The sequence below is a fragment of the Chenggangzhangella methanolivorans genome (assembly GCF_042648545.1).
GTDB lineage: Bacteria > Pseudomonadota > Alphaproteobacteria > Rhizobiales > Methylopilaceae > Methylopila > Methylopila methanolivorans.
The window spans coordinates 101,991-115,251 of record NZ_JBHRXS010000016.1 but is presented as its reverse complement, the minus strand read 5'-3'; the positions used below and the strand labels follow the sequence as shown (position 1 = coordinate 115,251).

General features: G+C 65.2%; 13 protein-coding genes and 1 pseudogene. 5 read left to right on the top strand and 9 right to left on the bottom strand.

Annotation, left to right across the window (positions count from 1 at the left end; genetic code table 11):
* Nucleotides 1–99: 99 nt before the first annotated feature.
* The 3 genes from ACFOWB_RS22500 (at nt 100) to proC (ending at nt 2,044) form a co-directional block, all read left to right on the top strand.
* Nucleotides 100–435: an accessory factor UbiK family protein gene (locus ACFOWB_RS22500; RefSeq protein WP_378149502.1), complete on the top strand. Its 336-nt coding sequence runs from the start codon at nt 100–102 to the stop codon at nt 433–435.
* Between the two features lie 238 nt (nt 436–673).
* Nucleotides 674–1,174, top strand: a complete 501-nt coding sequence (locus ACFOWB_RS22495; RefSeq protein WP_378149500.1) for a type III secretion system chaperone family protein — start codon at nt 674–676, stop codon at nt 1,172–1,174.
* Between the two features lie 30 nt (nt 1,175–1,204).
* A complete protein-coding gene (gene proC / locus ACFOWB_RS22490) occupies nt 1,205–2,044 on the top strand; it encodes a pyrroline-5-carboxylate reductase (RefSeq protein WP_378149498.1) in 840 nt (279 codons plus the stop codon).
* A gap of 3 nt (nt 2,045–2,047) precedes the next feature.
* Here the strand turns inward: proC and ACFOWB_RS22485 are convergent, their stop codons facing one another.
* The 4 genes from ACFOWB_RS22485 to ACFOWB_RS22470 all read right to left on the bottom strand — a co-directional run bounded on the left by ACFOWB_RS22485 (nt 2,048) and on the right by ACFOWB_RS22470 (nt 5,496).
* Nucleotides 2,048–2,473, bottom strand: a complete 426-nt coding sequence (locus ACFOWB_RS22485; protein ID WP_378149496.1) for a hypothetical protein — start codon at nt 2,471–2,473, stop codon at nt 2,048–2,050.
* 200 nt (nt 2,474–2,673) lie between these two features.
* A complete protein-coding gene (locus ACFOWB_RS22480; protein ID WP_378149494.1) occupies nt 2,674–3,564 on the bottom strand; it encodes a hypothetical protein in 891 nt (296 codons plus the stop codon).
* Nucleotides 3,565–3,664: 100 nt separating this feature from the next.
* Nucleotides 3,665–4,897: a hypothetical protein gene (locus tag ACFOWB_RS22475; protein ID WP_378149492.1), complete on the bottom strand. Its 1,233-nt coding sequence runs from the start codon at nt 4,895–4,897 to the stop codon at nt 3,665–3,667.
* A gap of 119 nt (nt 4,898–5,016) precedes the next feature.
* A complete protein-coding gene (locus ACFOWB_RS22470; RefSeq protein ID WP_378149490.1) occupies nt 5,017–5,496 on the bottom strand; it encodes a DUF3617 domain-containing protein in 480 nt (159 codons plus the stop codon).
* 297 nt (nt 5,497–5,793) lie between these two features.
* Here ACFOWB_RS22470 and ACFOWB_RS22465 point away from each other — a divergent pair, with 297 nt between their 5' ends.
* A complete protein-coding gene (locus ACFOWB_RS22465; protein WP_261404576.1) occupies nt 5,794–6,096 on the top strand; it encodes a hypothetical protein in 303 nt (100 codons plus the stop codon).
* 80 nt (nt 6,097–6,176) lie between these two features.
* Here the strand turns inward: ACFOWB_RS22465 and ACFOWB_RS22460 are convergent, their stop codons facing one another.
* The 5 genes from ACFOWB_RS22460 to ACFOWB_RS22440 all read right to left on the bottom strand — a co-directional run bounded on the left by ACFOWB_RS22460 (nt 6,177) and on the right by ACFOWB_RS22440 (nt 12,786).
* On the bottom strand, nt 6,177–6,824 hold the full coding sequence (locus ACFOWB_RS22460) for a hypothetical protein (RefSeq protein WP_261404575.1): 648 nt from the start codon (nt 6,822–6,824) through the stop codon (nt 6,177–6,179).
* Between the two features lie 129 nt (nt 6,825–6,953).
* A complete protein-coding gene (drt5, locus tag ACFOWB_RS22455) occupies nt 6,954–8,321 on the bottom strand; it encodes an antiviral reverse transcriptase Drt5 (protein ID WP_378149834.1) in 1,368 nt (455 codons plus the stop codon).
* Nucleotides 8,322–8,463: 142 nt separating this feature from the next.
* On the bottom strand, nt 8,464–10,134 hold the full coding sequence (locus ACFOWB_RS22450; protein WP_261404573.1) for an electron transfer flavoprotein-ubiquinone oxidoreductase: 1,671 nt from the start codon (nt 10,132–10,134) through the stop codon (nt 8,464–8,466).
* 133 nt (nt 10,135–10,267) lie between these two features.
* Nucleotides 10,268–10,660 carry a hypothetical protein gene (locus tag ACFOWB_RS22445; protein WP_261404572.1) on the bottom strand — a complete coding sequence of 131 codons (393 nt, stop codon included), beginning with the start codon at nt 10,658–10,660 and terminating at the stop codon, nt 10,268–10,270.
* Between the two features lie 53 nt (nt 10,661–10,713).
* Nucleotides 10,714–12,786, bottom strand: a complete 2,073-nt coding sequence (locus ACFOWB_RS22440) for a hypothetical protein (RefSeq protein WP_378149487.1) — start codon at nt 12,784–12,786, stop codon at nt 10,714–10,716.
* A gap of 269 nt (nt 12,787–13,055) precedes the next feature.
* On the opposite strand from ACFOWB_RS22440, the pseudogene ACFOWB_RS22435 reads away from it, so the two are divergent.
* A pseudogene (locus ACFOWB_RS22435) lies at nt 13,056–13,261 on the top strand (uracil-DNA glycosylase); the annotation flags it as partial.

Here is a 13,261-nt window from a genome sequence, read left to right as displayed (position 1 = left end):
CCGCCGTCTTGCGCCGCAGCGCGGGCCGGGCCATCTGTCGAAGACGCGGCGCGCTTGCAATCAGGCGCCCGCCGAGACCCGAGCCGGAGACCGACGCCCATGACCGAAGCCCGCGGACGCGTGTTCGACGAACTCGGCCGGCTGATGACCGACGCTGCAGGGGCGGCCGCCGGCGTGCGCCGCGAGGTGGAGACGGCGGTCCGGTCGCAGGCCGCCCGCGTTCTTTCGGAGCTCGAAGTGGTGCGCCGCGACGAGTTCGAGGCCGTCAAGGCGATGGCGGTGAAGGCGCGCGAGGAGAACGAGCGCCTCGCCGAGAAGATCGCGGCGCTCGAGGCCAAGCTCGGCGCGACCCGCGACGAGCCGCTGGGCGAGCCGGTTCCAGAGCCTGCGCCCGACGGCGCGCCCAAGGGGCCCGACGGCGCCGTCGGCGATTGATCGGCCGATCATCAAGAGGCTTTGGGGCAACAGATCCCCACGCCGGGGCGATCCGTTGCAATCTGTCGTGTGCAGCGCGAAAAGACGGGCCATATACTGTATCAGGCGGCCCGAATCGTGCGGACCGAAAGGTCCGGATGGATTGCAGGCTGCGGTTGGCGGGCAGCCGTTGCCCGTCCGTCACGCGTAACGTCGTTCCCACGCCCGTCAGTCGGGCCTCACCCGGGGAGGAGCTCACATGGCTCTCATCGACGTGGACGCCGATCGCCAGGCCCATCCTGTCGACATGATCGAACGCATCGCGACGTTGAACGACTGGTCCTTTGACCGGACGGGCGACGACGAGATCACGATCTCGGTCGACGGATCATGGTCCGACTACCACGTCTCGCTGACGTGGATGGGCGAACTGGAGTCCCTGCATCTCGCCTGCGCCTTCGACCTCAAAGTTCCCGATCGCCGCAAACCGGAGGTTCACTATCTTCTGACGCTGGTCAACGAGCAGCTTTGGCTCGGACATTTCGATCTCTGGAGCGACGAAGGCGTGGTGGCCTACCGCCATACGCTTCTGCTCGCCGGGGGCGCCGAGGCGAGCGCCGCGCAGTGCGAAGCGCTGCTCGAGGCCGCTCTCGAGGCCTGCGAACGCCACTATCAGGCGTTCCAGTTCGTCGTCTGGGCGGGCAAGGGCGCAAAGGAGGCCATGGAGGTGGTGGCCTTCGAAACCGTGGGGCAGGCGTGACGGTTCAGTCTTCCCTGTGAAAGCATCCTCATGAACGCGCATTATTCCGGGCCGCTCGATCCGGGCGGCCCGGTTCTTCTGATCGGCGCCGGCAAGATGGGCTCCGCGCTCCTCGAAGGCTGGCTGAACCGAGGGCTCGATCCCAAGACCGTCTTCGTCGTCGATCCGGCGCTGCCTGACGCGTCGCTCGACAGGCTAAAAGGGCTCGGCGTCACCGTCGGCCCGCAGGCAGGCGACCTTTCCAATCCCGCCGCGATCCTCGTCGCGGTGAAGCCGCAGATCGCCGAGGGCGCCCTGCCGGTCGCCGCGGCCTTCGCAGGCCCTTCCACCGTCGTGGTCTCGATCATGGCCGGCACGACGCTGAAGACGTTGTCGGCGGCGTTCTCGGCGGAGGCGGCGATCGTCCGCGCCATGCCCAACACGCCGGCGGCCGTCGGTCGGGGGATCACCGGAGCGTTCGCGGATGAGACCGTCTCCGAGCGCCAGCGGGCGGTCGCTCAAAAACTGCTCGAGGCGGCCGGCGACGTCGTCTGGGTTTCGGAGGAAGCGCTGATCGACGCCGTCACCGGCGTGTCGGGTTCCGGGCCCGCTTACGTGTTCCTGCTCGTCGAGGCGATGGCCAAGGCCGGCGTCGCCGCCGGACTGCCGGCCGACGTCGCCGAGACGCTCGCGCGCAAGACCGTCGAAGGGGCGGGCGAGCTGATGCGCCAGTCGAGCGAGCCGCCCGCAATTCTTCGCCGCAACGTCACGTCGCCGAACGGAACGACGGCCGCGGCGCTCGGCGTGCTGATGGCCGACGACGGGCTCGAACCGCTGGTCGAGCGCGCGGTGCTGGCCGCGACCAGACGGGCGAAAGAGCTCGCGGGCTGAGGATCAGCCTTCGGTTCCGCACTCGCCGAGGCGCACGCTCGTGAACGGCATCATGTAGCGCAGGGGCGCGGTCGAGCCGTCTTCACGCTCGACCGTCGTACGCACCATGCCCTTCAGGTCGCCGGAAAAATCCCCCGCGATCTGAAGCTTTCCGCGAAGCACATAGCCGCGCGTGCGGCATTCGGCCTGCATCAGGTAGCCCTCGAGCAGAAGCGGCTTCTGGGTCGAACGCGTGCAGGCGTCGATGCCGACGGTGTCGACGAAGGCCGACCGTTCTCCCTGGCGGAAGCAGCGGCGGATGACCTTGTAACGGCCCTTGATGACCGCGCGGGTCTCCCAGAGCCCGGGTTTGCGGGGCGGCAGGTCGATGGCGAGCGCAGGCGTCGCGGCGAGCACCGCGGCGGCGAGGACAGACACACGGATGCTCATCTCGCGACGATCGAGGCTCCTGACTCCGTGTTCGCAGACGGGAGAGCGGCCCGGCGTCGAGCCCGGCCGCGTCCGCAAACGTCGCCCAAGCCATCATCTTTCGCAAAACACGGCGAGACCAAGGTCTCGCCGCCGTCGAATTTCGCAACCGGCCTGAGTCTTTGGTCGAAGGCGCGCTGCCAAAAGGGCCGAATTCGCCTTCAGGCCGCGCGCAGGCGCCGGATGAGCGCCATGATCAGGCCGTCGCCCTTGGCGCGCGGGGACACATAGCCGTCAGGGACATATTCGGCCGGCCGCCCGTCCTGATGCAGCAAATAGAGCGGCGGGTCGACCTGGCCGACGAGGTTCATGAACAGCCGGCTCTTGTCGCTTGGCTGCCGAACCGTCACGCCGTGCACCGACTTCAGCGAGTTGATGAACAGCACCACGGTGTTCTTGGCGTAGGGCACCGTGGCGACATGCTCGAGATGCCGGTCCTCGACATAGGCGTCGTCAAACAGCGCATGGCGCTCGACGTCGGTCAGCGCGGCGTCGGCGAAACGCGAGATCGTCAGGTCGCCGCCGACCGCGTCGTAGTCGTCGGGGCGCATGTAGAACAGGCCCGAATAAAGCTTGTCGCCGAGGTCGACATGGCTCGTCCGCACCGAGCCGGCGGTCGTGACGGGGGTGTTGCCGCTGATCATGGCGTCCATCAGGACGTCGGCGCTCGAGAAGTCGACCAGCTTGCGGGTTCCGGCGCGCATGCCGCGCATCTGCGCCTTGTCGCCGAACCGGCCGGGATAGAGCGCGGCGATGTCCTCGTAGAACAGATCGACAATCTCGTCATAAAACGCCTGCGACGCGTGATAGGCGATGAAATCGCGCCAGATCTTCGGCAGGCTTCCGTTCTTGGTGACCTTGTAGGCGAAATAGTTCCAGCGCTTGTTGTTTTGCCTCGTGTCGACGCCGAGCGCCTTGGCGCTCGGAAAGCTTGCGGCCAACTCGTCGTAGAGCGCCTCCGGCAGCGCGTTTTTCAGGACGATATGCGGAAACGGATCCGAGCGCACGTCGGCCCGGGTCGCGTTCTGAAGAACCGAGAGCGGTCTCGTCATCTTCGTTCCTCTGGCGTTGTTCGTTCGGCCGACGGCCGCATCAATGGCGATTTGTAGTGGTTTCGCAACAGTCTGGCCGCAAGGCCCCGGGGTGGCGGGGCTAGTCGACCCACGCCTCCTCGCCGTGCGCGCCCAGAAACGTATCGGCCGGCAACTCCGCCCCGTCCGGCGCGACCACGAGCGCCCAGGGCGCGCCGTCGGGACCGTCGGAAGCGTAGATCAGCAAGGACTTCGGCGCTCCGGGACGGGCCGCGCGTCGCGCGATCGTGAAGACGCCGTCGCCGGTCTGGACCATCGCGGGCGGCGAGTTCTCGTCCGAAAGCTCGGCCGACGCGGCCAGATATCCGGCGGCGGCGGCGTGGCTGGCGTGGCGGCGGACCACCACCCAGCCGTCGTCCAGCGCCGGATCGGGCCGTGCGAACGGCGCCCGCTCGGCCTCCTCGACGCCGGAAAGATCCGCGTCGCCAAACACATAGGCCAAATGCGGCGCGCGCCAGGGCGCCTCTCCCGGCCGCTCGCGCCAGGAAAAGCCGGCGACGCGATAGACCGGCGGAAACGCGATCCCCGCGGCGGCGAATCGCCTGGAATCCGAACGCCTTGCGAGAAACGACACGATCTCCGCGCCCGCCCGTCGGTGGCCGAGCGCGGCCGCCGCCCGCGCGGCGCTCGGCGCGGAGGTTTGCGCGGCCGACCCCGCGGCCTCCGCCGCGCCGCGCGCCGGCGCCGGCGAAAACTCCGCGACCAGCAGCGCCACCAGATAGGCGAGCGTCGCCGCAAGCTCTCCGATGTCGTTCAGATATTCGAGCACCTCGGCGCCGGTCGGCGTCTGCGGCTGGCTCACCGACAGCCAGCCGGCATATTGGGCGATCGCCTGCAGGCCGAGCCCGAGCCCGAGCGCGGGCGTCGCGATCCCGCGGGCCGAAAACCGCCGCGCGGCCCAGAACAGCAGTCCGGCGGCGACGAGCCAGGTGACGATCGACAGCCCCATCTCGGTGACGGCCCAGTTCGCCGGCCCCCAGCGCTCGATCGGAAGGACGGCGTCGAGGTCGCCGTCGACGGCGAGCATCGCCATGGCGATCGTCGCCGCGGCCCATGCGGCGCGCAGCCGCCGCTCGCCCCAATGGGCGCGCAGCTCGATCAGCGTCCAGACGAGGCCCGCCAGCGCCACGATGTTGCTGGAGAGTTCGACGGGCGCGAAATGGCCCCAGGGCGAGACGCCGCTCGTGTACTGGATGAGGAAGACGGCGAGCACCACGGCCGCGCCGGCGAGCGACAGCCGCGCGGGCGAAGCCGCCAGCGGAGCGATCGCAGCTCGCGCGCCGGACCGGTGCACTCAAGCCCTCCCACAGGCGATGTTCCGTCAGGCTCCGGCCGCAGGCCCGGAGGCGAAAAACCTTACGGGGCGGCGGCCCGCCGGGCAACCGGCGCGCTTCGGGCGGCCCCGCCCGCGGCTCACTTCGCGCCGGGCGTCTTCACCACCTTGCCGTCGGAGAGGATGATGTCGCCCGGCGCCTGCCCCGGCTCGCAGTCGCCGAGGCGCCGGGCCTCGATCACGGTCTTGCGCGGCGTCGGCCCGGACTGTCCGGGCACGCCCGTCAGCGTGGTCTCGAGCTCGGTGCGGACCTGGCGCTTGAAGTCGCCCGTGAAGCTGCCGCGCGACGTCGCGGTGATCTCGCCGATCTTGCATTCGGTCTCGCTCGTCCAGCCGTCCGCGGTCTTCGTCACGGCGTTCTTCGAGCACTGCCGGTTGCCGCCCATCGCCGCGACGGCGGCCGCGTCCGTGCCCTCGCCGACGCACTGCTTTGCGGTGGTGACCCCGTCGGCCGAGGTGGTCTTGGATTCCCACAGGCCCGGCGCGCGGGGCGGCAGGGTCTCGGCGGCGAGCGCCGGAGACGCGACAGTCAGACAGGCGGCGAAAGCGAGACTGCGCATGCGACGCTCCAAACTGTTCAAATGATCACGAGGCCGTCATAGGCGGCGGGTTTTTCGAGCGCAACCTCGGGAGACCGAGGCGGCCCCAGCCGGCGTGATCCGACATGGTCATGGTTGGTTGCATGAATGATAAAAAATATATTTTTGAGTGTGATGAAACGTAATCCCGATCCGAACCGTAATGGTGATGAGATTTCGCGCAAGGCGTATCCAAGTCGCGTTGAAATATCACGACATAAATTCGCGGATAAACGCCAGATAAAAATTTGGCGCGCGGAAGCAATATGGAGGAACGACATGACCATCAAGACCATTATCGCCGCCGGCCTCGCGACTGCGGCTCTCATCGCCCCGACCACCTACGCGTCCGCGCAGGCGACGGGCAAGGAGAACAACGCCACCATGGGGTCCGAGACCGGCTCCGGTCCGAAGTCCGGCATGGAGCAGAAGGGCTCGACCGGCCAGATGGGCATGGAGAACAAGGGCTCGTCGTCGTCCAAGATGGACAGCGGCACGCCGACCTCGGCCGGCACATCGAAAGAGCAGGCCAAGGATCTGCGCGGCCACAGCGAGACCCCCACGACGGGCTCCGGCAAATAAGCCGCCGCAAGTAGGCTTCGTCGACGCTTCGCCGGACCTGACCTGAAGAAGGGCCTCGACCGCATCGGTCGGGGCTTTTTTCATGACGACGCGACCGTCCTCTCGTCGGCGCGCCGCGTCGTGGCGGCGATCTCGTCCGCCAGCGCGGACCTCGGCTTCGACGGCAAAAGCCCGTCCGCGCCCGCCGGCAGAAACCGCCGGATCGTCTGGCCGAGCGCGCATTCATAGGCCGCCGCGCCGAAATTAGAGCCGATGAGGAAGGCGAGCGCGTCCCGCGCGGTCAGCTCCTCGACGACGAGCGCCGCGCCGAAGGCGCCGGCGTAGTAGGGCGCCTCCTTGGCGACCTCCATCGCCACATAGCCCGCGGCCGCCGCGCGCCGGCGCAGGAGGAGGTTTCGCGATCTCGCCTGCGCGACGTCGTAGGCGGCCTTGGAGAGCGCGTTGGAGCTTGCGCCGGTGGTCTCCAGAAGCGTCCAGTTGGCCGCGATGGCGACCCGCAGGCCGAGCGCCCAGACCACATAGCTCGCCGCGAGCAAAGCGAGGAGCGGCCCGATCCCGGCCGCGGCCAGGACCCTCGAGGCGGCGAGCCCCGCGCCCGCCGCGGTCGCGACGGCGTCGAGCGCATAGGTCGAGGCGGCGGTCGCCGCCAGCGTCAGCGCCCAGCGCCGCCCGACGGAGAGCCGAGGAGTCCCAAGCGCTGGACCGGCTTCGAACGCGACGCGGGCCATGCGAGCCCCCGATGTCGTCTTGTGTTCTGTCCGTCGATCAGGCGCTTCGAAGAGATGCGAGTCAAGTAATGTAAGTATTCATACTGAGGGGTAACGTGACCCTACGTGAGAAAAATTCGAATAACTCGTTCATTTTGTCAAAACACTATATATTAACTGATTCATTTGTGAAGATTTTCCGAAGTATGTGAGTCTGTGATTTCTGGATATCGCTGAAAGAGTTCGACTTCCGACAGCAGATGACCAAGATAGCCAATCGGACTGTCCGGCACCTAAATATTGCGCTCGCAGTTCGCTTAGACCGTACCGTGCATCGCCAATCTCAAGTATTTTTGACCTTGATATGACGCTTGCGTTGCGATGATTAAAAGTTAGATCAATTATTCTAGCGGCATTTTTAGTATTAATAAGGTGTGACTCGATAATCCAGCCAACCCAGAATAGCTGAAATTCTTGAAGATTGTTTTCTTGAGACAACAAATTTAATATGATATCAGCAAGTTCATCTTTGTTTTCTATGAACTTGCAGAATCCATAAATGCTTTTTATTAGATGAGGAAAATTAACGATCATGTCGCCTAAACGTGGCGCTACTTCTTTCGGGTACTCACCCATGATAGTAAGCACAAGTTCCACGTCTTCCTCTTCAAGATTTTCCTTTTTCAGAAGTTCAAGTATATAGTTCAATTCATCATTCGATAGTTTCAGATTTATTTTTTGCTCTTTAGTGATTTCGTTTTCGTTCTCGTCGTAACCGATCGTAACAATATTTCTGCGTCGCCTTAAAAGCGCTCGCTTTACTTCGTCGACTTCGGCTGAAAAGTCACCGTGATCTCCAGCCCTAAACGTCTTATTCGGGTTTAAAGAGAGTCCTTTGTCGCCAAGAAGTTTCTGAATTAACAAAAAGTCTGAAGTAATATTCTTTTCGTTATCATCAAATAGGTACATATCGTCCATAAATCGTATCATTACTTCTGATTTTAAGCCATGAAAGTTGTCTATAAATCTCAGAAAATCATTTCCAATCATTTTCGTAGGGTAAAGACCTTGAGGAAGGCAATCGATCGAGCGGCCCGAGTTAATCTCGCGAAGAAATTGCCCCAATGACATAAAATCTTTTTCTTCAGCACCTATGTCGGCCATCCATGAAACGATATCATGATGATAAATAGAATTAAAGAACGAAGCGACGTCGCATGCAATGTAATGCTTGTACTTTTTTACGTTATCAGCGATTGCGCCCTTGAAGCCTGCGTATGATTGAGATGGATTTATTGGAGTTCCCTCTGAAAAACGATAACCAAAATGTTTTCGATTCTTAGTATGAGGTTGGCGAAATCGCGATCTATTATTGTAAACTATCTTATAAATAAAAAATTCCGCAACCGGATCAAGTTTGACAGTTCTTCTTAAATGTAGATTTGGTTTTCCTGCATAAACCCTGGTCTGTGGTAGAAATGAAACTTCAGGAATCGACTGGTCAACGCATTTATCAATAAATTGAGAAATTTAATCTTGCCCGTTCTCTAGCAAAAAGCGATTACACTGCATCGGAAACAGCGTGCGGTGATGATCGTCTGCATAGAATGATTTGAAATCAGTCATGAAATCTCTCAGCTACGTGGATCTTCGCAAGTTATCACATCCCTGAGTAATTCGGCCCGCCGCCGCCCTCGGGCGCGACCCAGACGATGTTCTGGTTCGGGTCCTTGATGTCGCAGGTCTTGCAATGCACGCAGTTCTGCGCGTTGATCTGGTACTTCGGCTCCGGGCCGTCCTCCAGCCACTCATAGACGCCCGCCGGGCAGTAGCGCGCCGAGAGGCCGCCGAAGACGTCGTGCTCGGATGACTTCTGGAGCCCCATATCCTTGACCCGAAGATGCACGGGCTGGTGCTCCTCGTGGTTGGTGTTGGACAGGAACACCGAAGAGAGCTTGTCGAACGTCAGCACGCCGTCGGGCTTGGGATAGGCGATCTTCTGGAAGTCCTTGGCGGGCTTCGTCGCCTTGTAATCCGGCTTGTCGTGGCTGAGCGTGCCGAACAGCGAGATCCCGAACTGCTCGGCCCACATCGACAGTCCGCCCAGCATGACGCCGAGCCGCGTGCCGTAGCGCGACCACAGCGGCTTGACGTTGCGCACGGGGCGAAGATCCGCGCCGACCGCGCCGTCGCGCCAGGCGGCGTCGTAGGACGAAAGCTCGTCGCCGGCCCGGCCGGCTTTGAGCGCCTCGACGATGTGCTCGGCCGCGAGCTTGCCGGTCAGCACCGCGTTGTGGCTGCCCTTGATGCGCGGCACGTTGATGAAGCCCGCGCCGCAGCCGACGAGCGCCCCGCCCGGGAAGACGAGCTTCGGCACCGACTGGAACCCGCCCTCGGTGATGGCGCGCGCGCCGTAGGAGAGACGCTTTCCGCCCTCGAACACGCCGCGGATCGCCGGATGCGTCTTGAAGCGCTGGAACTCGTCGAAGGGCGAGAGCCAGGGGTTCTGGTAGTTGAGGTGCAGCACGAAGCCGACCGCCACCAGATTGTCGCCGAAGTGGTAGAGGAACGAGCCGCCGCCGGTCTTGTCGTCGAGCGGCCAGCCGAAGCTGTGCTGGACGCGGCCCGGCTGGTGCTTTTCGGGCGCGACCTGCCAGAGCTCCTTCAGGCCGATGCCGAACTTCTGGGGGTCGCGGCCCTCGGCGAGCGAAAACTTTTCGATGAGCTGCTTGGTGAGCTGCCCGCGCGCGCCCTCGCCGAACACGACATACTTTCCGCGAAGCTCCATGCCGCGGGTGAAGTTGGGGCCGGGCGTCCCGTCGCGGTTCACGCCCATGTCGCCGGTCGCGACGCCGACGACCTCGCCGGCCTCGCCGTAGAGGATTTCGTTCGCGGCGAAGCCCGGATAGATCTCGACGCCGAGCGCCTCGGCCTTGGCGCCGAGCCAGCGGCAGACGTCGCCCAACGAGACCACATAGGCCCCGTGGTTCGACATGAGCTTGGGCATGCCGAAATTCGGCAGGCGGATCGAGCCCTGTTCTGTGAGGTAGAGGAAGACGTCGTCCTTCACCTCGGTGCGCGTGAAGTCCGCCTCCTCGCGCCAGTCCGGGATGAGGGCGTCGAGGCCCTTGGGGTCGATGACCGCGCCCGAGAGAATATGCGCGCCGACCTCCGAGCCCTTCTCCAGCACCACGACGGTCAGGGTCTCGTCGAGCTGCTTGAGGCGGATGGCGGCCGCAAGGCCCGCGGGGCCGGCCCCCACCACCACGACGTCGTAGTCCATGCCTTCGCGTTCGGGCAGGGCTTCGGGCGTCGTCTCGGCGTCGGTCATGTCTGTGCTCAAGCTTGGGCGTTTTCGCGCGGTCTGGAACCGTTCGCATCCGCGAAGGGCGTAAACTAGCGATAAATTGCCTCGAAGCGAGTTGGCCGATCGGCGGACGCCGGACGCTGGACGCGCCTCGCCGTCAGGGCGCGACGGCGTCGGGGCGGGCGCCCTCGCGCCCTGATGGCTGCAGCGTCACGACGACATAGCTCGCGCCCGCGGGCGGCGCCGGGTCGACCGCGCGGAGCTCGCGCGTCTCGGCGACGAGGCGCCGGCCGCCGCCGCCGTCGAGCCGGTAGACCCGGTAGGCGGAGAACGACCGCTCATACATCAGCGGGCCGCCGGGCGGGGGAGGGGGCGGGCGCCAGCGGATCTCGACCGAACCGTCGCCAAGGCGAGCCGCGACGAGGTCGCGCGGCGGCTGGGGCGTCTGGCGCTCGTGCTGGTCGGCGGTCATGCCGCCGGCCGAGAGGCCCTCGGCCCTGGCCGGGCCCGCGAGCGCCGCGCAGAAGAGGACGAGCGCGGCTGTTCTCATGTAGGGGGCTCCGGGGGCGGCCGGTCGGCCGGCGCCCCCGGAGCGGTTTGGCGTCACTTGCCGCGCTTGCTCTTCATCTGCAGATAGTCCTCTTCGGTCATTTCCTTGAGGTCGGTCTGCGGGTCGGCGAGGAAGCTCGCGCGCGGGTCGGCGCCGGCGCCCACGCTGCCGGCGGCGAAGATGAGGTTCGACCATTCCACGAAGCCGCCGCGCAGCGTCGAGACCGTGCCGGTGTTGTTGATGTCGGCCGAGATGGGGTTCTCGATCGAGCCGTTGATGTTCCAGTCGACGTTCGAGCCCGCCGCGTTGTTCTTCTGGCGAATGAAGCCGCTGCGGACCCAGCGCACGCCGTAGCCCGACAGCGCGACGTCGCCCGCCGTGGCGTCGAGGCCCGCGCCCTCGTTCAGCGCGCCCTCGTTGAGGTCGGAGAAGCTGAAGCGGTCGTAGTCGAGCAGCGGCCCGCCGTCCTTCAGCACCCAGTCGAACTGGTTGAGATAGCTCATCACCGACAGGTGGTTGGGCTTGTAGTTCTCGTGGTCGACGCCGCCGTGGCGCAGGCCGAGCGTGTGGCCGAGCTCGTGCATGATGGTGCCGGCGCGCTGCGCGAAGGTGCCGGGGTTGGAGGAGAACCGCCCGAGCGTCTCGATGAAGTCGCTCGCCGGGATGCCGCGGGCGAGGCCGCTCGAGCCGCCGTTGCTGTAGGCGTGGCCGTTCAGCATGCGCCGGTAGATCTTGCGCTGGGCGGCGGTGAGCTTGGGCGCCATCAGGGCGTCGAACTCGTCCCAGACCGGGTTGAGGTCGTCGTCATGGGCGACGCTGCCGGTGTTCTTCCAGTGCACCTTGACGCCGTTTCGGCCGTTGGGGTTCGGCACAGGCGCGCGGTCGAAGGCGGCGCTGACCTCGTCGAGCACGGCCTGGCTCGGCTCGTGCGAGAGGCGTTCGCTGGGGCCGGCCGTCATCCAGGCGTAGGCGATGAACAGGTCCTTGCGCTTCGGGTCCGCGCCGAGCGCCGGCAGGTCGACGTCGATGCGGCCGTCGCCGTCGTGGTCGTAGCCATTGGTCTCCCAACTGTCCATCAGGCCGTCGCCGTCCTCGTCGCCGTCGATGGCGGCGTCTGTCGACAGGTCGAACCAGGCGAAGAAGATGTTGTCGTCGCCCGACGGATTGACGGTGTCGACGCGGATGCGCGTGTCGGTGCGGCTGATGAAGGGCAGCAGCGAATAGCGCTCGTCGTCGCTGCGGGGCTTGCTCGGCCCGGAGAAGGGCGAGCCCGGGTTCTTCGGCTTGTCGCCGAGGCCGCCGGCGGTGATGAGGCCGCCGTTCGACACGTTGCCGGGGGATCCGTCGTCCTGCCCGCCCGCGGCGCTCGTCACGCGCTGTCCGTTGACCTCGATCGTGCTGTACTGCTGCACGCCGGAGAGCTGGTAGGAGTACGAGATGCCGAGCCCCATCTCGGCGCGCGCGCCCGACGATGCCGGATTGATCGGGCGGTCGAGGATGATCTCGTAGGTGTCGCCGCCGACCCGCTGGCCGCCGAACAGCAGCGCGATGGTGCGCGGCTTGGGATCGCTCGGGGTGCTGAACACCACCACCAGCGTCTCGCCGTCGATGCCGCTCGATTGCGACTCGAACAGCTTCTCCTTGAGCGCGAGCGTGATCTTGCCGGCCGGCGCCGCATCGATCTTCGCCTTCACGATGCTGGTGACGTCAGCAAGGCCGGACTGGAAGAAGCCCGGATAGCCCGGCGCGTCGTTGAGCTGGGTGGCGAACCAGGTGACGTTGCGGCCCTCGATCTGGACGCTGCCGTTGGCGAGGCGCGCGTAGTTGTAGGTCGCCGACATCAGATAGGCCTTCTCCACGCGGGCGTTGGAGGACGGCTTGTTGACGTTGATCTTGTTCTTGACGGTCGCGGCCTTGCCTGCGGCGTCGACGGAGAGCTGATACTTGCCGTAGGCGCGGTAGAAGGTCTTGAGGCCGGTCGGCGTGTCGTCGAGATAGGCCGGGCGAGGGGGCTCGGGCGCGATCCGGAGAGGCTCGGCCGGGATGGTTCCGGGCGTTTGGGCCGAGGCCGCGCCTGCGAGCGCCGCAAGCGCCGCCATCGCGATGGACAGTCTGAACGCCGTCATCTGCTTGCTCCCCGAAGTCCCGGTCGCCGGCAGATCGGAACGCCGAAGCCGTCCCGACTTGCGAACAGATCCGGCGACTCCCTGCGTGTGTGAGATCAGAGATTGCTATCTTGGGAGGAGAGCGGCGCGCATCTTGGTACGAATACCTATGCGCGAAAGTCGAACGGCTATGCGTTACCTCGCGTCCGATCCGTCATCCTGCGCGGCTTTTCATCCCGCGCGGCTCGGGCGCCGCGACTTAAGACCCGCGACGCGATAAGCTCGTCGCCATGCCGCCTTCGCTTTCCACAGACGAAGCCCGCGCGCTGCTCGAATGGCACATCGCCATGGGCGTCGACGTCGCGCTCGAGGACGACCCGCAGGACCGCTACGCCGAGACCGCGGCCCGCGCCGCCGCGGCGCGTCCGGCGCGCGCGCCCGAGCTCGACCGCGCGGCCGATCGGCGGCCGCCCGCGTCCCCCGCAGCGCTGCTGGC